Source organism: Wolbachia endosymbiont (group B) of Gerris lacustris (assembly GCF_964028355.1).
Taxonomy (GTDB): Bacteria; Pseudomonadota; Alphaproteobacteria; order Rickettsiales; family Anaplasmataceae; genus Wolbachia.
The window spans coordinates 282,721-302,975 of sequence record NZ_OZ034761.1; the positions used below are offsets into that span (position 1 = coordinate 282,721).

At 34.0% G+C, this 20,255-nt stretch carries 22 protein-coding genes; 9 read left to right on the plus strand and 13 right to left on the minus strand.

Translation table 11 applies throughout. From position 1 onward, the window contains the following. Nucleotides 1-86: 86 nt before the first annotated feature. The 4 genes from ABWU62_RS01410 to ABWU62_RS01425 form a co-directional block, all read right to left on the minus strand. Nucleotides 87-914 (minus strand): EndoU domain-containing protein, encoded by an 828-nt coding sequence (locus ABWU62_RS01410; protein WP_353288131.1) that lies wholly within the window; start codon nucleotides 912-914, stop codon nucleotides 87-89. Nucleotides 915-969: 55 nt separating this feature from the next. Continuing rightward, nucleotides 970-2,157 (minus strand): phosphoglycerate kinase, encoded by a 1,188-nt coding sequence (locus ABWU62_RS01415; RefSeq protein WP_353288132.1) that lies wholly within the window; start codon nucleotides 2,155-2,157, stop codon nucleotides 970-972. A gap of 79 nt (nucleotides 2,158-2,236) precedes the next feature. Next, the gene (gene glyA, locus ABWU62_RS01420) at nucleotides 2,237-3,514 is read right to left on the minus strand and encodes a serine hydroxymethyltransferase (RefSeq protein WP_353287273.1); all 1,278 of its coding nucleotides are present in this window, start codon (nucleotides 3,512-3,514) and stop codon (nucleotides 2,237-2,239) included. Further along, complete coding sequence (locus tag ABWU62_RS01425; RefSeq protein ID WP_353287274.1) at nucleotides 3,486-4,721, minus strand: MFS transporter; 1,236 nt, start codon at nucleotides 4,719-4,721, stop codon at nucleotides 3,486-3,488. Before ABWU62_RS01425 ends, glyA begins: the two co-directional genes overlap by 29 nt. 388 nt (nucleotides 4,722-5,109) lie before the next feature. On the opposite strand from ABWU62_RS01425, the gene ABWU62_RS01430 reads away from it, so the two are divergent. Further along, a complete protein-coding gene (locus ABWU62_RS01430) occupies nucleotides 5,110-5,622 on the plus strand; it encodes a hypothetical protein (RefSeq protein WP_353287275.1) in 513 nt (170 codons plus the stop codon). A gap of 16 nt (nucleotides 5,623-5,638) precedes the next feature. Here ABWU62_RS01430 and ABWU62_RS01435 read toward each other — a convergent pair whose 3' ends face one another. The 3 genes from ABWU62_RS01435 to hemE all read right to left on the minus strand — a co-directional run bounded on the left by ABWU62_RS01435 (nucleotide 5,639) and on the right by hemE (nucleotide 8,598). Then, on the minus strand, nucleotides 5,639-5,956 hold the full coding sequence (locus ABWU62_RS01435; protein WP_010403511.1) for a DMT family transporter: 318 nt from the start codon (nucleotides 5,954-5,956) through the stop codon (nucleotides 5,639-5,641). A gap of 3 nt (nucleotides 5,957-5,959) precedes the next feature. Then, nucleotides 5,960-7,153, minus strand: coding sequence for a pyridoxal phosphate-dependent aminotransferase (locus tag ABWU62_RS01440; RefSeq protein WP_353287276.1), 1,194 nt, complete (start codon nucleotides 7,151-7,153; stop codon nucleotides 5,960-5,962). 428 nt (nucleotides 7,154-7,581) lie between these two features. Continuing rightward, a complete protein-coding gene (gene hemE, locus ABWU62_RS01445; protein ID WP_353287277.1) occupies nucleotides 7,582-8,598 on the minus strand; it encodes a uroporphyrinogen decarboxylase in 1,017 nt (338 codons plus the stop codon). 405 nt (nucleotides 8,599-9,003) lie between these two features. Between hemE and ABWU62_RS01450 the strand changes: the two genes are divergently transcribed. Further along, the gene (locus tag ABWU62_RS01450) at nucleotides 9,004-9,822 is read left to right on the plus strand and encodes a transporter associated domain-containing protein (protein WP_353287278.1); all 819 of its coding nucleotides are present in this window, start codon (nucleotides 9,004-9,006) and stop codon (nucleotides 9,820-9,822) included. 328 nt (nucleotides 9,823-10,150) lie between these two features. On the opposite strand, the gene ABWU62_RS01455 is transcribed toward ABWU62_RS01450, so the two are convergent. Beyond that, complete coding sequence (locus ABWU62_RS01455) at nucleotides 10,151-10,537, minus strand: histidine phosphotransferase family protein (RefSeq protein ID WP_353288133.1); 387 nt, start codon at nucleotides 10,535-10,537, stop codon at nucleotides 10,151-10,153. After that, a complete protein-coding gene (locus ABWU62_RS01460; protein ID WP_353287279.1) occupies nucleotides 10,501-10,776 on the minus strand; it encodes a hypothetical protein in 276 nt (91 codons plus the stop codon). The genes ABWU62_RS01455 and ABWU62_RS01460 overlap by 37 nt, the downstream gene beginning before the upstream one ends. Before the next feature lie 137 nt (nucleotides 10,777-10,913). On the opposite strand from ABWU62_RS01460, the gene purM reads away from it, so the two are divergent. Then, nucleotides 10,914-11,951, plus strand: a complete 1,038-nt coding sequence (purM, locus tag ABWU62_RS01465) for a phosphoribosylformylglycinamidine cyclo-ligase (protein ID WP_353287280.1) — start codon at nucleotides 10,914-10,916, stop codon at nucleotides 11,949-11,951. Here the strand turns inward: purM and purC are convergent. Continuing rightward, nucleotides 11,948-12,670 carry a phosphoribosylaminoimidazolesuccinocarboxamide synthase gene (gene purC / locus ABWU62_RS01470; RefSeq protein ID WP_353287281.1) on the minus strand — a complete coding sequence of 241 codons (723 nt, stop codon included), beginning with the start codon at nucleotides 12,668-12,670 and terminating at the stop codon, nucleotides 11,948-11,950. The two genes, purM and purC, sit on opposite strands and share 4 nt — an antisense overlap. A 65-nt stretch (nucleotides 12,671-12,735) precedes the next feature. On the opposite strand from purC, the gene trmD reads away from it, so the two are divergent. The 5 genes from trmD to ABWU62_RS01495 all read left to right on the plus strand — a co-directional run bounded on the left by trmD (nucleotide 12,736) and on the right by ABWU62_RS01495 (nucleotide 16,693). Further along, entirely contained in the window at nucleotides 12,736-13,434 is a 699-nt protein-coding gene (gene trmD, locus ABWU62_RS01475) for a tRNA (guanosine(37)-N1)-methyltransferase TrmD (protein ID WP_353276987.1), read from the plus strand. Next, nucleotides 13,431-13,808: a 50S ribosomal protein L19 gene (gene rplS / locus ABWU62_RS01480; protein WP_353287282.1), complete on the plus strand. Its 378-nt coding sequence runs from the start codon at nucleotides 13,431-13,433 to the stop codon at nucleotides 13,806-13,808. The genes trmD and rplS overlap by 4 nt, the downstream gene beginning before the upstream one ends. 263 nt (nucleotides 13,809-14,071) lie before the next feature. Continuing rightward, on the plus strand, nucleotides 14,072-15,322 hold the full coding sequence (gene pstA / locus ABWU62_RS01485) for a phosphate ABC transporter permease PstA (RefSeq protein WP_353287283.1): 1,251 nt from the start codon (nucleotides 14,072-14,074) through the stop codon (nucleotides 15,320-15,322). After that, entirely contained in the window at nucleotides 15,319-16,116 is a 798-nt protein-coding gene (locus tag ABWU62_RS01490) for a phosphoribosylformylglycinamidine synthase subunit PurQ (protein WP_353287284.1), read from the plus strand. Before pstA ends, ABWU62_RS01490 begins: the two co-directional genes overlap by 4 nt. A 19-nt stretch (nucleotides 16,117-16,135) precedes the next feature. Further along, nucleotides 16,136-16,693 (plus strand): GNAT family N-acetyltransferase, encoded by a 558-nt coding sequence (locus ABWU62_RS01495; protein WP_353287285.1) that lies wholly within the window; start codon nucleotides 16,136-16,138, stop codon nucleotides 16,691-16,693. A gap of 187 nt (nucleotides 16,694-16,880) precedes the next feature. Here the strand turns inward: ABWU62_RS01495 and ABWU62_RS01500 are convergent, their stop codons facing one another. Then, nucleotides 16,881-17,882: a DNA-methyltransferase gene (locus tag ABWU62_RS01500; protein WP_353287286.1), complete on the minus strand. Its 1,002-nt coding sequence runs from the start codon at nucleotides 17,880-17,882 to the stop codon at nucleotides 16,881-16,883. Nucleotides 17,883-17,949: 67 nt separating this feature from the next. On the opposite strand from ABWU62_RS01500, the gene ABWU62_RS01505 reads away from it, so the two are divergent. After that, a complete protein-coding gene (locus ABWU62_RS01505) occupies nucleotides 17,950-18,669 on the plus strand; it encodes a helix-turn-helix domain-containing protein (protein WP_353287287.1) in 720 nt (239 codons plus the stop codon). 82 nt (nucleotides 18,670-18,751) lie between these two features. Here the strand turns inward: ABWU62_RS01505 and pdxH are convergent, their stop codons facing one another. Then, nucleotides 18,752-19,345: a pyridoxamine 5'-phosphate oxidase gene (gene pdxH / locus ABWU62_RS01510; RefSeq protein ID WP_353287288.1), complete on the minus strand. Its 594-nt coding sequence runs from the start codon at nucleotides 19,343-19,345 to the stop codon at nucleotides 18,752-18,754. A gap of 15 nt (nucleotides 19,346-19,360) precedes the next feature. Continuing rightward, the gene (gene mutM / locus ABWU62_RS01515; protein ID WP_353287289.1) at nucleotides 19,361-20,176 is read right to left on the minus strand and encodes a bifunctional DNA-formamidopyrimidine glycosylase/DNA-(apurinic or apyrimidinic site) lyase; all 816 of its coding nucleotides are present in this window, start codon (nucleotides 20,174-20,176) and stop codon (nucleotides 19,361-19,363) included. Between the last annotated feature and the right edge of the window lie 79 nt (nucleotides 20,177-20,255).

The window sequence follows — 20,255 nt, forward strand, 5'->3', positions numbered from 1 at the left end:
TATAAGTTTCATGTAGCTCTACAAATTGTCCGCAATATAACTAGATTAGCATAATACACATAAAATGTTTACTTTTTTTTAGCCAATCAAGACTTGCTGCAGCTACAATTATTACTCTTATCATTACATTTTGGTGTTAAGTCAGGATAAAACGTAAGTATAGCATCATTTTTTCTCACAAACACTGATTGATAATTGTCATCTTCCATTTTATACAGACACATTCCATCTTTTCCCAGTTCCTTAAACGCCTTAGTTGCAGAAACTAAAATATCATCAGCATGAAGGTTATACGCATACCCATTTGGGCACTTAACTTTTACTTCTCCATCCTTACCTAAATATTTCATTCCAAACGTGTAAACAGGTGGCTTAATATCTAATTTATTGCACAGGGATTTACTATCCCAAATTGCACCCGCCCACTTATCTTCTTGAGCCTCAACATATCTACCTACAAAATGCATACCACCAAGCCCCAATCTATCTGGTTCACCACAAAAAATATGCCCAAACCCTATAGTTTCTTTCTCAATTCCACTATTTGTAAACCAAATCTTGGTCAATTCATCTTTAAATAATCCCAAGTCTGCACTAGGTGTAATCACTTGATGATCAAGCTTATCGTACATCTTTTTCACCACTTCTTGATGCTGAGGACAATCAAGCAAAATCCTGAAATCTTCTTCATCAGGGTGTGTTCCCCAATCTCCACAAACCCTTAATACTCCTCTATCAAAATCAGTCAGCTCTGGAAGTGGTGGAATGTAGTCTGGACTTGTAGAATTTGTTTTGAAGAATGGCTCAAATTTAATTTGTGAACTTGTATTGTTGAGGTAATGCTCCTTAATGTAAAAAACAAATCCTATTACTGGTATTATTAAGCATAAGATTAATTTGGCTGCTTTCGACATAACCACAACACAATTTATAAAAAAGCTAAGGTACAAGCAACAGCTTAAAAAAGTTTTAATTCGACGTTAATTGCAGTCCCGGCATTTCATCACCACTTAGCCAACTTAAAAATGCTCCTCCACCTGTTGAAATATATGTAAAGTCTTTATCAGTAAGACCTGCTGCATTTATTGCAGATAGGCTATCTCCTCCCCCTATTACGCTGGTTAATTTTCCTTTATGCGTTAAGTTATTAGCAATTTTCATCACCTCTATCGTGCCATTTGCAAAAGCTGAATGTTCAAAAACACCAATAGGCCCATTCCATAGTAGAGTTTTACTGCTTGCTATTATACCGCTTATTGTGCTTAAAGTTTGAGGTCCGATATCTAAAATTATATCACCGTCCAAAATGGATTCAGTTTTTCTTAAAATGCCAGTGCTATAATCAGAGTTTTCTGCAACTAAAACGTCCTCAGGTACAACTATTTTACAATTGTTTTTATTTGCCGTCTCAATAATATCGTGCAGAAGATCATCAACTCCATTTTGAAAAAAAGATTTACCTATATTAACTTTATTAAATAACAAAAAATTATTAGCAATTGCGCCGCCCACAATAAGGTAATCAACTTTTTCTGCTAGCTTTATAAGCATTTTTATTTTAGTTGATATTTTAGCTCCACCAACTATCGCAGTAATAGGTTTAGCGTCAAACGATATGGCTTGCTCAAGATACTTTAGCTCATCTTGCAGGCAAAATCCTGCATAAGAAGGTAAAAATCCCGTAATACATGAAATAGAAGCATGAGCTCTATGAGAGCAAGAAAATGCATCATTTACATATATATCTGCTAGAGATGCTAATTGTTTAGCAAAACTTGAGTCATTCTGTTCTTCTTCTTTATAAAACCTCAGATTCTCTAGTAATATTACATCTCCTCCATCCATTACATTTATTGCTCTTTGTACTCTCTCGCCAATACAATCATCAATAAATTTCACTTCTTTATTCAGCAGCTGTGATAAAGTTTCAACTACTTTTTTTAGCGATAGGTTACTTTCTTTTGCTTTTGGACGCCCAAAATGTGAGATAATAATAACTTTTGCACCCGCATTTGCCAAATACTGAATGGTAGGTAGCGCTCTTAAAATACGAGTGGCATCACAAATTCTTTCATTTTTTATAGGAACATTGAAGTCAACCCTGAGCAGAACATTTTTATTGTGGAAATCACAACTCTCTATGCTAAGTACATTTATCATAAAATTAAAGAGCTATAAAATCACTATACAATAGTTTAATCCAAAGTAAAGAAAGGAAATTTGAATGCTAAATAAATTAATAAATAGGAAAATTACTACAAATCTTTTCAACTTTATTTTTTACTGCTCTTTCAATATCAGGACTATTTCCATTGATCAATCCCTGAATTATTTCATTTATTAGATCAGCTATCTCTTTAAAATCTTCTCTCTCAAGTCCACGCGTTGTCTCAGCAGCGGTACCAAAACGTAGCCCTGAAGTAATGGTTGGCTTTTCCGTGTCAAATGGCACAGAGTTTTTATTGCAGGTAATGCCAGCTCTCTCAAGGCTATTTACAACGTCTTTTCCCGTCAACTTCTGTGATCTTAAATCAACTAGTACAATATGAGAGTCAGTGCCACCAGTTATAATGTTTATTCCATGTTCTTGCAGCGCTTGAGCTAACACTTTCGCATTTTCCACAACTTTTTTACTATAAGTTTTAAACTCTGGCGCTAATGCTTCCTTAAATGCAACAGCTTTTGCAGCTATCACATGCATAAGCGGTCCACCTTGCAACCCTGGAAAAACTGCAGACTGAATTTTTTTATGTAACGCTTCATCATTTGTCATTACCACTCCGCCACGAGGACCTCGTAGAGTCTTGTGAGTTGTTGAAGTTATAACATGCGCATATTTGGCAGGTGATGGGTAACAACCTGCAGCAATAAGCCCTGAATAGTGAGCAATATCTGCAAGCAGATATGCACCAACTTTATTCGCAATTTTGCGAAAGCGCTCGAAATCTATTTCTCTTGGATAAGCAGAAGCACCAGCAATGATTAGCTTCGGTTTATGCTCCAGCGCTAGCCTTTCCACCTCATCCATATCAAGCAGGTAAGTGTCTCTATTAACTGTATAATGGATCGACTTAAACCACTTACCAGAAAGGTTTGGTGCTGCACCATGAGTTAAATGTCCACCACAATTCAGTGACAATCCAAGTATTGTATCACCCGGAGCAAGTAGTGAAGCAAACACTGCTTGATTTGCCTGAGAACCAGAGTGAGGTTGAACGTTTGCAAATTTAACACCAAACAGCTTACAAAGCCTTTCTATAGCCAGATTTTCAACTTCATCTACATACTCACAGCCACAGTAATATCTTTTACCAGGATAACCTTCTGCATATTTATTAGTCAGAAAAGAACCTTGTGCTTCCATCACTGCTTTACTTGCAAAATTTTCCGATGCAATCAGTTGCAACTGTGATTTTTGCCGCTGCAGTTCTTTTTCTATAGATTGATAAACTTCATTATCAAAAGACTTTAAATTATTTTCAGAGTTACAAATCCTTTTTGGAGCAATTGTCATAAGATCCTTTCTTTAACCACATAAATCCAAAAACAGCCAAAAGCAAACATACAGGAATAATCGATATTGCTTTTATTAGCAATTCAGTACCATAGACAGGATTTCCTTGTATTACCGTCCCATTCCAACACAAGTCTATTATCTTTGCAATTGCAGTATGAAAAAAATAGCCAAAAACCATAACTACCATATTTGATATAGCTGTGGCTAAGCCTACCAAGTTATTATTTACATAACTTATTGCCTTGTAAATAGTAACTACTTGATATCCAGATGAAAAGCCGATAACAAGGAGTGCAGGTAGTGCAATATATAAACCTCCAGCTTGCATAAAAAGCAAGAGAAAGCTAGCAATCATTGCAAAAGAACAGGCAATAATTGCTTCATAATGTTTATCTGGATACTTTTCCAGTAAGTAAGCTAAAAAGAATGATCCAGCTCCCATACCTATAAACATAAGGGAAGAAAGCGAAGATGCCAGATCTCCGGTCATTTGATATGCTTCACATAAGAACGCTTTTGCCCAACCATCAGCAAAACCTTCTAGTGGTCCAACCATTAGGCCGCCAAAAAAGCTAATCAGAATGATATGTTTATTGAAAAGTACAGTTTTTAAATCTTGAAATATATTGTCACTTGCATTTTCTTCTGAACTACCGCGTGGTGTTATTAAAAGCAACAGCAGAGCAAGTAAACAACCAAACGCTGAGAAAGTGTATATAACATAATTCCAATCAAATTTATTGAGCAAGAAGTATAGAGGTAATCCACCATAAATAGCCCCCAGTAATCCTATTATTATAGATAAGCTAGCCATCCTTGCTGATTTTTCTTGTGAGAAATACATACTTGCAACTTTGAAAAGCCCAATTGCCGAAGCAGATGAACCAACTCCAACAATCATTCTACCAAGTATTGAGTAATACCACTCATCAAAGCATATTAGCGGCAATGTTCCAGCAAACGTTAAGATAATACATGCAGGCAAAACAAACTTTGGCCCAAATCTATCAAGGGCAAGACCAACAGGTATGTGAGCAATTGTATAGCCTATATAATATAGCCCACCAAATTGACCAACGTCTGTAATACTTATGTTGAATTTCGTTATTAACTCAGGCGCGATTATGTTTGGAATTACACGCAATATATATTGGTACGCATAGAACAATGATGCTAATAACCATATTAAAAAGTTTCTCTGCAATTCTAATACTACCTAAAAAACGGAATTATAGGTATTTTATCAGCAAGGAGCAACACTTTTGTAAATATCTACTCTAATCTGAGTATATTTCTTAAAAGAGACCTTTTAGCATATTTATAACTGATTCATGAATAAGGTATATGAAAAAAATTATACCACAGATGATAAGGATTTTTATAATTTTACCCTTGTTCACCTTAAGCTTTATTTTTTTTATTATAAGTTTTAGTTTTGTTACAAAGTTCATTTTATTTACGGCTTTATTTTGTGATAGCTATTATACTTTAAATAATATAATTTTTAGTAAAACTTGGCTTTAGAAACGTCTAAGTTAACTCAATATTAACCTTTTCGCGTGTAAAATATAATATAAAAGCAAGGTGAGTGAATGAACATAAACACAATAGACAACACATTACAAAACTACATAACAAAATATATCAAGCAAACATTTGCAGCACAAACAGGCAACAAACACGATAAGCTATGTAGGAAACTTTTAAACAGCGTAGAAAAAATAATAAAACTTACTGTAACCGAGGCAAAACACTATGATAAAAGCTTAGAAGAACTACATAAAGACTCAAGATTTCATGATAAGAAATTTATTCAAGTTGTTGCTAAATACCAGGTGTTAGAATTTCTGAACACTCATCCGACAAAGAAAGAGATCGTTGCAGAATTTAACAATGAACATCACATTAATGAAAGCGATTCAAAAGTTTTAGAGGAAGGAAAAGATTTAATGAATAAAATAAACGATATTAACTTAATCCAACAAAATGAGAAAAATAAAACATTGAACATGAGAAAGGTACTTGCCAAATCAATAGGAATGCCCTCTTCAAGAACCGAAAAATCCAAGGCAACTTTAGTAGAAAGTTCTGAAATGGTAAAATAGACGTACTTAACTTTTCCTAATTGGAAAATACTTTTAATCCTATGATACCCAGCACTACCAAAGCAAGGGAAAATAAACGCCCAAAATTTACTGGGTCATTAAAAAACATTATTCCTATTATCGCTGCACCTATAGAGCCTATACCAGTCCAAACTGCATAAGATGTACCAAGAGGAATAGATTTCATTGCTAACGACAGCCAGTAAAGACTCACAGAACCGCTAACTAAGATAATTACTACAGGTATAACACGAGTAAAGCCATTGCTATATTTTAGTGCCGTGGTCCATATTATCTCAACCAAGCCAGCTAATAACAAATACACCCAAGCCATAAGTTAACTCAGCATTTCACATGCTTTAGTAATGCTATCACATCCAATTTCCAATTGTTCCTGAGAGGTTGCGTAAGAAATTCTGATAAAATTTTCCAAACCAAATGCAATTCCTGGAACAACAGCAACTAAATGATCTTCTAATAAATATTCGGCGAAATCAAGGTCACTATTTATTGCTTTACCACTTTTCGTGCTCTTACCCAATAAACCTTCACATGAGACAAACAAATAGAATGCACCTTGCGGAATAGATGCTGACAATCCTGGAGCAGAATTTAGTTTCTTTACTACAAAATCTCTACGATCCTTAAAGATTCTTGTTCTTTCTTTCAAAAAACTATGATCACCGTTTAACGCTTCAACTGCTGCTGCTTGTGCTATTGAATTTGGATTAGAAGTGCTCTGAGACTGTAGTGTAGAAATAGCTTTTATCACATCACTTTTACCTGCAATATACCCTATTCTCCATCCCGTCATTGCATAGGCTTTCGATACTCCATTGACCACAAAAACTCTATCATAAAGTTTTGGCTCAACCTGAGCAATGGTAAAAAACTTTTCGTCGTATATTATGTGTTCATAAATATCATCTGTAACAACATTCACATGTGGATATTTGAGTAATACTTGCGCTATTCTTTTCAATTCATCATATGTATAGACAATTCCTGCTGGATTATTTGGTGAGTTGAGAATTAACCACTTAGTTTTCTCAGTTATATTACTTTCCAGTAATTCCGGTGTCAGCTTAAAGTTTTGTTTGCACTCTACAACAACTGGCAATCCGCCAAAAAGATTTACCATATCAACATACGAAACCCAATAAGGAGCTGGTATTATAGCCTCATCTCCAGGGTTAATTGTTGCCATAAACAAGTTAAACAGCACCTGCTTAGCGCCAGCGCCGATACAAATTTGGTTGAGTGTATATTCTAGATTGTTATCCCTTTTTAACTTATTGATTATCGCCTCTTTAAGCTCACGCGTTCCATCAACAGCAGTATATTTAGTTTTGCCTTCATTTATTGATTGAATAGCTGCCTTTTTTATATGATCTGGAGTATCAAAATCCGGTTCTCCCGCAGCTAAAACGCAAATTTTCTTTCCTTCGCTTTTTAATCTGTTTGCCTTATCAGTCACAGCAATTGTAGGCGACGGTTTTATCAGAGACATCCTCTTTGCAAGGTCTGACATAATCTCACTAAAGTTAAATAAAAATGATAAACTCTACACAACAAAAAAGCTAGAAGTTTTATTATTTTACATAAAGGTTGGTATTTTATATTCTTAAATATATTAACTGTAAATATTAAAAGATTAATAAATTTAAAAAGGCAAATAAACCCCCGTATAGCAAGTTTTAATAATGTAAATTGGCACTGTAATAATGTGCTAACGCTTAAAATAAGAGCGATTTGGCTGAATGTAGAAAAAATAAAAAAGACATGCAGCCGCTATAATTTTTTGTAATTTGCCAATAAATATTTGAGTTTTTTTACTGAATTTTGTCGTTGAGCCCAAAAACAAGGATGAATACCCTTATCGTTATAGTAAGGAAGAGAATGAGGTTTGTCAAGTAAGGTTTTCATTCCACCCTCATAAAGGCTTTTCATACAAGAGTTTTAGTAGTTTCTTACTAGGTCCACTAATTCAGCAATATTTTCAACCGGAGTATCAGGAAGCACTCCATGTCCAAGATTAAATATAAAAGGTAACCCTCTAAAACAATCTATTATACGCTTTGCTTCTTCAATTGCTTCTGACTTATTGTAGGCCAAAAGACTAGGATTAAGGTTCCCTTGCAGAGAAATTTTTAGATTTTCTTTCGCCCATTCTATTGGAACATTATAATCTATACTTACTGCAGATACGCCTGTTTGTTCGCAGTAATCTGTATAAAGATTTTCAGCAGAGCGCGGAAAACCTATTATTGGAAAATTAGGAAATCTACTCTTTATTGCCAAAACAATTTCCTTTGTTGGCTTGATGATGTATCTTTCAAATAGTTTTCCCTTCAATACACCAGCATTGCTGTCAAATAACTGAATAACATCTGCTCCAAACTCTATCTGTTTGATCAGATAAATAATTGTCGCTTCCGTTATTTTTTTTATTATTTCCTCTAGTGCCAATGGACAAAAATTTAGCACCTTGGAAAAAGTTTTACTACCACCGCCCTCTATGATGTATGAACCTACCGTCCACGGCCCTCCAGCAAAGCCTATAAGCGATTTTTCTTCTGGCAACTGGCTTCTTACTTCTTTTATAGCATTTAGGATTGGTAATGTGTTAGATTCAATTCCTTGTAGACTCTTCAATTCTTTAGCACTTTCTATAGGTCTTATTATTGGACCCACACCTCGAATAAAATTTACATTACAACCTAAAATGTCAGCTATTATCAAAATATCAGAAAAAATTATCGCTGCATCCATGTTGAACCTTCTTATTGGTTGTAACGTTAACTCTGTTACCAAATCTGTGCTATAACATATCTCCATGAAATTATTCATGTTTTCCACTGCCCTCCGATACTCAGGAAGAGACCTACCAGCCTGACGCATTAACCAAATAGGAACTTTTTCATCTGACTCGTTCTGGCTGATGATTCTTGTTATTTTTGTTTTACTTCTTTTCAATCTATTTTATCTACTTTGTTATCTAAACTAAAGTATAACAATAGTAGTAGTTCTATCAATAAATTGTTATTAACTTAAAATTCAGTAAAAATTAGTATTACTTAACTTGTGAATAAATATGTTAGTAACTTCTGTATGCTATTGATTTTCCTTTATTATTTATGTGTATAAGTAAGATGTTTAGAATGTTAGTAATTTTCTTTTATGGAAAAATGTTTTACTATCATGCATTGTTACATAATTATGTATATGTCGTTGAAAAATTTGTTGATCAATTGTTAGTATTTTATGTCAACAAATAATTCACAAATTAATTTGACATTATTCACATGCTTATTAAACATTTAATAACAGTTTTCTTGATAGACCTTATCTAAAGATATTTTCACCATTAAAAGGAATAAATTGAATAAGAAAAAAACTTTAGTAGAAAAAATAGCATACAGAATTTTTCTCTTTCTCTTCAATAAAACTTCTGTGTTAAAAAAATGTGCTACTGAGGCATTAATGGGTGATCTGTCAGATCTTGACATACTTAGTAGTCTATTAAAATTCCGTGATTGTAGCATCATGGATATAATGACCCCACGTAAGGAGATATGTGCAGTAGACATTGAATCGAGCAAGGATAAGGTAATAAAGAAGGTGAAAAACACTTACCATGCTAAGATACCAACTTATAAGAATAACTTTGACAACGTAATAGGCTTTTTTTACGTAAAAGATATCATTTTCAATAAGAATAAAGATTTTAATCTGAGAAATATTATACAAAATGTGATATTTGTCCCAGCCTCAATGAAAGCAACAAATCTTTTTATTAGGATGAAATCTTCTAAATCATATTTGGCTATTGTATTGGATGAATATGGCGGAACTGATGGTTTAATCTCAATGACTGATCTTATAAAAGAGTTAATACCAAATATCGATAACGAGAACGAGGTAAATTCCGAATACACCATTACTGAACTATCTCAAAGTAAATTTGAAATGTCAGCAAGAGCCCTTATAAAGGATATAGAGGAAAATCTAAAAATAGAGTTGTGTGACTCTGAAGAGGATTATGTTACACTTGGTGGTTTGATTCTTTCAATTGCTGGTAAGGTACCTTCTGTAAATGAAGTTGTAAAGTATAAAAATGGTATAAAGTTTATTATTAAGGATGCAAATGAACGGTACATTAACAAAATAATACTAGACTTAAGCGATTGCAAAAATTAAATTAAATTTTTTTGGTGATAAGGTACTTTACCTTGGAAGTGAGAGATTGCAATAGCCAGATGTGCAACTTAAATACGCGCTTAAAAGGTTTCTTAATATGCAAAAATTTGTAGTTCTATACATTACTGTTTGATAATTAAAGGTAGGAATAGTTTTATTGGTACAAAGTTATAAAAATTAGTTATTTAAGTATTTTTAGCAATCTGTAACTTTCAAAAAGAAATTAACTACAGATTTTATGTCTAGGTTACTCCACAAAGTTTTTCCTTTCCTTATCCAAGATTCAAATTTATAGTATCGAGTCCTTTTTATGAAATATGAAGCCATCTCAAGTTATAGTTAAGCCTATATTCAGTGAATTACTTTCACAAGTGTAATTGATTTTAGTGTTATAATGCTCTAACAGTAAAGAAGTCATATAGATACTAATGTCTTTTGTGTCTAGGTTAATATCATTTTTTTTTGTTAATTTGCTCACTAATGATGTGCTTATTGATTTATGTTTATTTACTACTTTTATGGTTAGTAGTGTTTTATCTTCTGTTTTAGTCAGTAAAATAGAAACTAATTCAATTTGTGCCACTGCACTGACTATAGTTATCACCATATTGGAGATTATCTTATTTATTCTTTCAATTAAGTTTTCTGTAGGGCATTCACTTATCCTCCACTTAAGCTTTACTTTTTTTTTAATAAATAATTTTCTATATTGGATTTAGTCTTATCAAAGCTGCTATTATCTGATGAACGAGAGTACGCTTGCTTCATAACTTTATATTTATATATTAAATCATTAGAGCTTTCTTCAAGTAGTGATGTTATTTCTTTTAGCATATTAGGATTGTTTTCTTCAAGCTCTTCCAATCCACCCACTATTCCTTGCATAGAACTAGCAAGATCATGAAGAATTCGTCCTGATAGGCACTCTGTTATTAACATTATGTTTTTATTCATTGGATAAAAGTATAAATGATTTAAGTTAACCCTATATTGGTAGGCACGTAGTAGTCAATTTAAGAGAAAGTTTCGTTGCGCTTTTTGTGTCAAAGCATTAATGTAGTATTAATAATTATAAGATATATGAAGGCGCTATGAATACTTATGCTAAATCTGGAATAGACCTTAAACTATATAATGAACTAATAAAAAAAGTTAAACCTATTATTGAAAAAACTAAAGGAGAAGAAGTAATTAGCGAAGTAGGATCATTTTCCGCATTGTTTGACTTTTCTTCGCTGAGTAAGAAATACGACCATCCAGTACTTGTTTCCTCAACTGATGGAGTGGGCACAAAACTATTAATAGCTCAAGAGGTGAATAAGCATGATACTATAGGTATAGACTTAGTTGCAATGTGTGTAAATGATTTACTTGCACAAGGAGCAACACCTTTATTTTTCCTTGATTACTTTGCAACAGGCGTTTTAAACAAAAACGTTTTATTGTCTGTAATCCAGGGCATTGCAGAAGGGTGCAAGGAATCTAAAATAGCATTAGTTGGTGGAGAAACTGCAGAAATGCCTGGAATGTATGGTAACAATCACTATGACCTTGCAGGGTTTGTGGTTGGTGTTGTTGATCGAAAGCAAATTCTTCCAAACTGTAGTATAATGAAAGCAGGTGACTTTGTAGTTGGTTTAGAATCAAATGGAATTCACTCAAATGGATTTTCTTTGGTGCGCCATATTTTTAAAAGCTTAGGTATAAATTATAATGATATATCTCCATGGAATAATAAATCTTGGGGTGAAATATTACTGAAGCCAACAAAGATATATGTTGATTCTTTGTTGCCTGTTATGCCAAAGGTAAAAGGCATTGCGCATATAACAGGTGGCGGGTTAATAGACAATATTCCAAGAATTCTCTCAGGAAATTTATTTGTAGACATAAATATTAATTCTTGGAAATGGCCAGATATATTTTTATGGCTGAAAGAAGAAGGCAAAATAGAAAAGAGAGAAATGTTAAAAACATTTAATTGCGGCATAGGTATAGTACTGATTGTAGATCCCGATAATATGAAGGATGTGGAAAGCCATTTCCAAAAGCGTGGAGAAAAAATTGAGATTATTGGAAAACTTGATGAAGCATATCAGCCTCCACTTGATAGAGTAGTATTTAGTTAGTCTAACTTTACCGACAGTCTTTTTGCAACTTCTGAGTATGCTTCCTTTAAGTTTCCTAGATTTAAACGGAAAACATCTTTGTCTAGCTTTTTATGAGTATTTTTATCCCATAGCCTACAATTATCAGGGCTGATTTCATCGGCTAAAATAATTTTAGTGCTGTTGTTTATCAATTTGCCAAATTCTAACTTGAGATCAACTAAATATATATTTGCATTTGAAAATAGGTCGACTAAGATTTTGTTGATCTTTAAAGTTGTAGTTTTAACTTCTTCCATTTCTTTATGGGATAACCAACCAAAATATAGTATGTGATTTTCATTCACCATTGGGTCGGCTAGGTCATCATTTTTGTAAAAAAACTCGATTATAGGAGATGTAAGTGCCTCACCTTCTTTGATATTAAAACGTTTGCAAAAGCTGCCAGCTGCAATATTTCTAACCACTACCTCAAGAGGTGTTATCTTGAGCTTCTTGACTAGCTGTTCTCTTTCGTTTAGAGCTTTTATAAAGTGCGTGCTAATTCCTGCTTCTTCAAGCTTTTCCATGATAAAAGCACTAACATGATTATTAATTATTCCTTTGCCCTCAATAATTTCATATTTTTCCTTGTTGAACGCTGTAACATCATCTTTAAAGTGCTGTATGACATTTAACGAGTCTTCAGTTGCTATAATGGATTTTGCTTTACCTTCGTAAATGATTTTATTCGGTGACATGATTAATTTAGCTGTATACTATAAGATAATATCAAATTGCTGCTTAGTTTACTACAAATTTGCTAATGACGTTTAGTGTTACAGTGTTAACCATATTTCCAGAAATGTTCCCCGGGTTTTTGAACTATTCTCTTGCTGGAAGAGCGTTGGAAAAAAAAATATGGAATCTTGAAATAGTAAATATTCGTTCTTTTGCTAAAGATAAACATTCAACTGTGGATGATGTTCCATATGGAGGTGGAGCAGGGATGGTTATGCGCCCAGATGTGATTGGTAATGCAGTTGATAATGTGCTTTCTGCTCATAAAAATACTAGATTTATTTATATGACTCCATCTGGCACAAAATTTAATCAGAGCATTGCAAAGGAGCTAACAGAAATTCCTCATGTAACAATATTGTGTGGTCGATTTGAAGGTGTTGACCAAAGAGTAATTGATGTGTATACTCCTTATGAGTTAAGTATTGGAGATTATATACTTTCGGGAGGTGAGCCAGCTGCAATGGTGGTTCTTGATGCATGTATTAGGCTTCTTCCAGGTGTAGTAAATAATTTCGATAGCGTTGCTGAAGAAAGTTTTAGTTATAGTGGCGGTATGCTTGAATATCCTCAATATACTAGGCCTGAGCAGTGGAGTAGGTATAAAGTTCCTGAGGTTCTGTTGTCTGGCAATCACAGAAAAATAAGTGATTGGAGAAGGGAACAGTCATATGTTAGAACAAAGGAACGTCGACCTGAATTGTTGAATGGAGATGATAAATGACAAACTTACTTGAAAAATTTAACGAACAACAAATACAAAGATTAGCTAGAGAAATACCAGAGTTTCGTCCCGGCGATGATTTGAAGGTCACTTTTAAAGTAGTTGACGGTGCAAGTGAACGTATACAGATATTTGAAGGTGTATGTATATCAAAAAGGAATCGCGGGTTACATTCTTCTTTTGCAGTCAGAAAAGTGAGCCATGGAGAAAGTATAGTGTCTCAATTTTTTGTTTATTCTCCTGCACTGGTTTCAGTGCAAGTGACAAGAAAAGGAAAGGTTCGTAGAGCAAAATTATATTATTTGTGCAAGCTATTTGGGAAAGCTGCAAGAATCAAAGAACGTACTACTTATGTTAAAAAAAAATCTAAGTAGATATAATAGGGAGTGATGTCAATTGTATCATCTCAAAACTCTCTCTTATTATCCCAGTGCGTGACGCACAACTGTACAAACATTGTGTTTGCCTCCCGCTGTGGCATCATCCCGGTGCTTGACACTGGGATCCAGATTCTCCTTTTGGTTTGTGCTTTCATGAGAAATACAAAAATTATCTGCAGGCAAAGTCTGCTAGATCTCAGTGTCAAGCACTGGAAAAAGGGGAAAGTTTTTTCAAATCTTCATATAAAGAAAAGTAAATGAGTATAAAGAAAAACTTCCTTAAGTTACTTCAATCTAAGCGCGTACATGCTCGTGTAAAAAGAAAAAATAAAAAGAACAACATTTTATGCTTTTGCTCTTTTACAGCACTGATTGTCTCAATTGGTTGTCCTATATGTATATTACTAAGTATATTAGTTAACTCTTATAGTGCTTTAACAGTAACGAAAATTTTATTGCCAATTGAAATAAATGCTGGTCTTATTTTAACTAATAATCCTGGTGATTTACGATATAAGTCCATTAGCCTACTCAATAACTCTTTACATAAAGTGTTTGAAGGAATTGACTTTAAAGACAGTGACGAAATTTTAAGTCGTAACTCTTACAAGGAGCTAGAGAGATTTTTTCGTAAGAAAGTAAGAAATAGTGGTGAATATGGGATTTGGTTTACTGCATCGAGTGTGATCAATTCAGTATATAAAAATAAATGTTCTAATGATCATTATGCTAAATTACTTGATCGGCTTAAAGAAAAGGGAAGAGTAAGAAAATTTTTTAATAAGTCTCTGTTTCTTAAGTCTGATTCTCGTGAGCCCGAGAATGCGGGGATTTTAGGGGCATTTATCGGTTCATTAATGACAATTATAGTATGCTTAGCGTTGGCATTGCCAATAGGAATTATGTCAGGTATCTGTCTTTATGAATTTATGCCTAAAAATAAGTTAATAACCAATATTGTAGAAATTAGCATGAATAACCTTGCTGCAGTGCCTTCGATAATATTTGGTGTGGTAGGATTGACTCTCTACTTGGGCATATTTGGGTTACCCCGTTCTTCACCGTTTGTTGGCGGGATGACTCTTTCATTTATGATGCTGCCTAATATTATTATTGCAACAAAAAATGCCTTTACAAACGTTCCTATTGCAATAAAAGATGCAGCGTTTGCGCTAGGTGCACCTCACATCAAGGTGATATTGGATCACTCTTTACCGATTGCGTTGCCACGGATAATACATGGTGCAGTGCTTGCAATTGCAAGGATTTTAGGCGAATCTTCCCCTTTACTTATGATAGGCATGGTAGCATTTATTGCTGATACACCTACATCCTTCTTCGATCCGGCAACTGTTTTACCTGTACAAATATACATATGGTCAAGTAGTCCTGAAATTGCATTTATTGAGCTTGCTGCCATTGCAATTATAGCTTTATTGTTAATGCTATTTGCTTTGAATTTAATAGCAAATTTTGTAAAAAGAAAGTTCGAGTTTTTTGATTCATGAAAATTATTGTTTTATCTGGTTATGGCTTGAATTGTGAAAAAGAAACTGCATTTGCATTTATAGAATGCAGTAAAAAACTTGATATCAGCAATGTAGAAGTAAAAATCGTTCACATTAATGAAGTTATAAGTAATCCAGATGAACTAAAATCAAGTAATATACTTGCAATTCCAGGAGGTTTTTCTTACGGTGATGACACTGGTGCTGGCAATGCATTTGCTTTGCGTATAAAAAACAACTTGTTAGACGAATTTCAAGATTTCTTATTTCAGGATAAGCTTATTATAGGGATATGTAATGGTTGCCAGATATTAGTAAAGTTAGTTCCAGAATTCTCTAATCTAGCTTTAACCTCTAATGATATAGGCAATTACCAATGTCGTTGGATTAGAGTGAGAGTTAATCCGCAGAGTAATTCTGTTTGGCTACGGGGCCTGAGTGAGCTATATCTTCCTGTTGCTCATGGAGAAGGCAGGTTTTTTATGGATCAAGATATTTTAAATCAATTGATTGAAAATAATTCCGTTGCACTGCGTTACGTTGATGAAAATGGTGACTATGCAAATTTACAATTTCCTTACAATCCAAACGGATCTATGTACGATCTGGCAGCTTTATCAGATAAAAGTGGAAGAGTGCTAGCTTTAATGCCTCACCCAGAGAGAGGAATATTTTTTACTCAGCAGGACAACTGGCCTCTTGAAAAAGAAAAATGTAAACGTTCAGGAGTGGCTATGCCAAAATATGGTGATGGAATGCTCATATTTGAGAATGCACTGAAGTATTTTTGTTAAGATTTATTTATAAGAATTTATGGTCAAATTTGTGAAAACCTCAACCAAATTCATCAGAACAGATCAGGAAAATAGCATTAAAATAAGAGCATTCACTGAATCTGATATTTCAATTCTTTTTACAAGATTTGCAGAAATAAATTGGCTAAAACCGCTATCTACATTTGAAACTTATTTACAAGAGCAAAAATTTGGTGAGCGTATTGTATGGATTGCTTCTTATAATAATGAATTTGCTGGATACGTGACATTAAAATGGTGCTCCAAATACAAACCTTTTCAGGATCAAGGTATTCCAGAAATTATGGATCTTAACGTGTTACCACTTATGAGGAATAGAAATATAGGATCAACTTTGCTTGAAGTTGCAGAAAAAGAAGCAGTGAAAAAAAGTGATATTGTTGGGTTAGGTGTTGGTCTTTATGCTGATTATGGAGCTGCTCAAAAACTATATGTCAAGAGAGGCTATATTCCCGATGGTTTGGGCGTTACGTACAAATATAAGGATATTAAACCTGGCGCTGAAGTTGATCTTGATGACGATTTGGTGCTTTGGTTTATAAAGAAATTAAAGTAAGGTGTCTTCCAACGAGTTTTTAAGCTATAAAAAGTTACTTGATCAGGATGACAATAAATCCTTATTTTTGATCTGCAGAGTAGCTTTCTCCAGTAACGCTAATGTGGAAAGTGTTGAGGATAGGCAACAAAAATGCTTATATAAAAATTATTGCTAAAAACGGGAAAACCATGAACAAAGAGCATAACTAAACTACTAATGACTGCCGAAGATCCAATACAGACTGTTTAACCTTTAATACTTGCTCTTCACCATGAACAATGCGTTGATAAATAGTTTCTTTTGAGCATTCTTTTTTTAAGAACCTAAAAGCAGATGCAGCAAGATATTCTCTATTTTCTTCAAATGCTAACCAGTAACGGTCTTCTTGCTCACATACAAAACCTGTTGTGTTAGAGCCAGCAAAAATATCTAAAACAACATCACCTGGTTGTGTTAGAAACCGAATAAAAAATTGAGGTAATTTAGCAGGGAATCGAGCTGGATGCTCTTTTATACCTAGTTCCTTACATGCAGCAAGATACTGGCCGTTAGATTCTGAATTGGGAATCTGCAAAAGATTTGATGGAATAGCTCCTCCATTATCTTTACCAAAGCTACTACCAATATTATGGCCTGATGGTCGTTCTTTTGGAGTATAATAAGCCTTTGGGTTCTCGATAAGTTTTTTCATGCGGCCACTGTATTCCACTAGCACCTTTGTGACATCTGCTTTAGGCCACTCAGTTTTGCTGAACCACCATACTGTATTAACAGAATCTTTTGCTCTGATTTTTCTCTTATTTACCCATTCAATTGGACTTGGCAATTTAGAAGGATTATACCAATAGAAATCTTCTGCAAGGAAGAAGCCTATATCATCACAGAAATGCATAAGCACTCTAAAATTATATAAACTTCTGGATGGCACGCCTTTTTCATAAGCCCCACCTAGATCAAGTACAAAACTGCCTGTATCTCTGAGTTTGCTATATACTAATTTTGCAAATTGACTAAGCCATGCAACATATTCGGCTTGGGATTCATTTCCGTATTCTTTTTTTCTTTGCAAAGCAAACGGTGGACTGGTTATTACGAGATCTAAGCTATTATCTGGTAATTGCGGCAATAGGTTAAGAGAGTCTCCACAATATGCAGCTCCCCTATCTGTAGTATATGTGGGTTTATTATTAAATTTAAATTTTTCCAATATATGTGCCATATGAAAGATACTTATAGTCTGTAGACTTATAATTGTCAACTATTATCTTACAAAGATGACAAAAATAAAAAAACAATCTTTGCGGTTACTTCTTTCCCAGAATATACGAAAGATAAGAAATATAAAAGGGCTTTCCCAAGAAACTCTTGCTGATTTATGTGAATTACACAGAACATATATAGGCTCCGTTGAACGTGGTGAGAGAAATATCTCTATAGATAATGTTGAGCGCATAGCAGATGCCCTTGGTGTTGAACCTACTGTACTTCTAAATCAGGATCAAGACAGAAAATGTCTGAAAGATATATTTCCTCATATACGGAAGTATCAGGAGTTTGCTGTTAAGCATGGTATAAATGATATCTTTCAGGATAACGGCGGGAAAATCCTACAAGTCTTGTTACTAACTGGACTCACTATTCTTCCAGCACGAGAGGGAAATGATGCCATTGATGAGTATGGTAATGAATATGAGCTTAAATCAGTAAATGCTCTTCTTACAAAAAGCTTTTCTACTCATCATCATATGAATCCGACAATAATTGCAAAATACCGAAAGGTGGATTGGATATTTGCTATTTACGAAGGAATAGAGCTAAAAGAAATATATAAATTAACGCCGCAAGACCTTGAGCCATATTATATTACATGGGAAAAGAAATGGCATGATACTGGTGGTAAAGACATCAATAATCCCAAAATTCCTTTAAAATACGTCAGAGATAAAGGTAAGCTTCTTTATCATTGTGATGAAAGAGTATGTGACCGCCACTAACTTCCTCCATTCCAGGTTGATTTTAGGGTGTCATCCAATTCCCAATAGTAAATTAAGAAGGGTCAGGCGCTTTCCAATAACGTTAGGGATATAATTGTTCCACTTTCCAATTGCTTTTCTCAACAAGAGTATATCTAAATCTAGTGTGTCTCCTGTGTTCACCTTCTTGCCAAAATTCAATTATTTTTGGAATTACGCAAAATCCCACCCAAAAATCAGGACGAGAAACTTGTGTATTGTGAAATTCTTTCTCTTTCAATTCTATAGCCTGCTCAAAATCTTGCCAATTTTTCAGAACTCTTGATTGTTTTGAGCACCACGCGCTAATTTGACTATCATGTGCTCGAGAAGAGAAATATTCGTCAGCCTTTTTGCCGCTTAGAAGCCTAACTTCTCCTTCAATTCGTACTTGTCTAGAAAATTCTGTCCAATGAAATACGAGTGCAGCTTTGGGGTTCTCAGTCAATTCTTTTCCTTTTCTACTGTTTACGTTAGTAAAGAACACAAAACCTTCTTTACTATATTCCTTTAGTAATACCACTCTTGCAGATGGAATGCAGTCTTTGCTACACGTTGCTAGCGTCATTGCAGTTGACTCTTTACACGGAAAATTAAGTACTTCTTGATACCACTTTGAAAACAAATCAAAAGGATCTTTTTTAGGTGAAAATGTCATATTCAAAAATAAAATTTAATTCTGACATGCATTGCAAAAATAAGTGCTACGACCATTCTGTCGTATAAGTGTTATGATATTGTTGCAGATTCTGCAAGGTTTTTGCACTTTACCATATACGTAAAAGTTATTTTGAAAGTATCCAGCAGATCCAGATGGTTGTGCATAATCTTTCAGTGTTGAACCACCAGCAGCAATTGCATCACTCAGAGTATTTTTTATTTCGATAGCAAGTTTTTCGCACTCTATATATGTTAAATCTTGTGCTAGCCTAAGTGGTGATATGCGAGCTCTAAATAAGCTCTCAGAAGCATATATGTTACCTACGCCAACTATTAGCTTATTATTCATTAATACTGATTTGATATTTGCTTTTCTGTTCTTTAGCAACTTCTGTAAATAATTTCCGTCAAATTCATTCGTGAGGGGTTCTATTCCTAGGTTATTAAAAAAATTTAGTTCTTGCTCTCTGTTTAAAACAATCACTAATCCAAACCTTCTTGGGTCATTAAAGATTAGTGAAGTGTTGTCAGAAAATAAGAATATCACATGATCATGTTTGTTCTGTGCTTGATTGTCTTCAGCATATATAAGCTTTCCGCTCATGCCAAGGTGTATGATTACAGCCATACTAGCATCTATATTCGAGATTATATATTTACCTCTACGCTTGATATCATTTATAACTTTGCCCTTTAGCAAATCATCAATATTCTTCGTTATTGGTACACGCAAATTACAATCATTAACTGTCACATTGCTTATTTTCTTATTTTTGATTTTATCAAATAAGAAGTTAGAGATTACTTCCACTTCTGGGAGTTCTGGCATCTTGTCTACTCTGTTGCTGTTTTTTTCTTTTTAGAATATTCTGCTTTAAAGCTTTTGCCAATCTTTTTCTCTCTTCTTC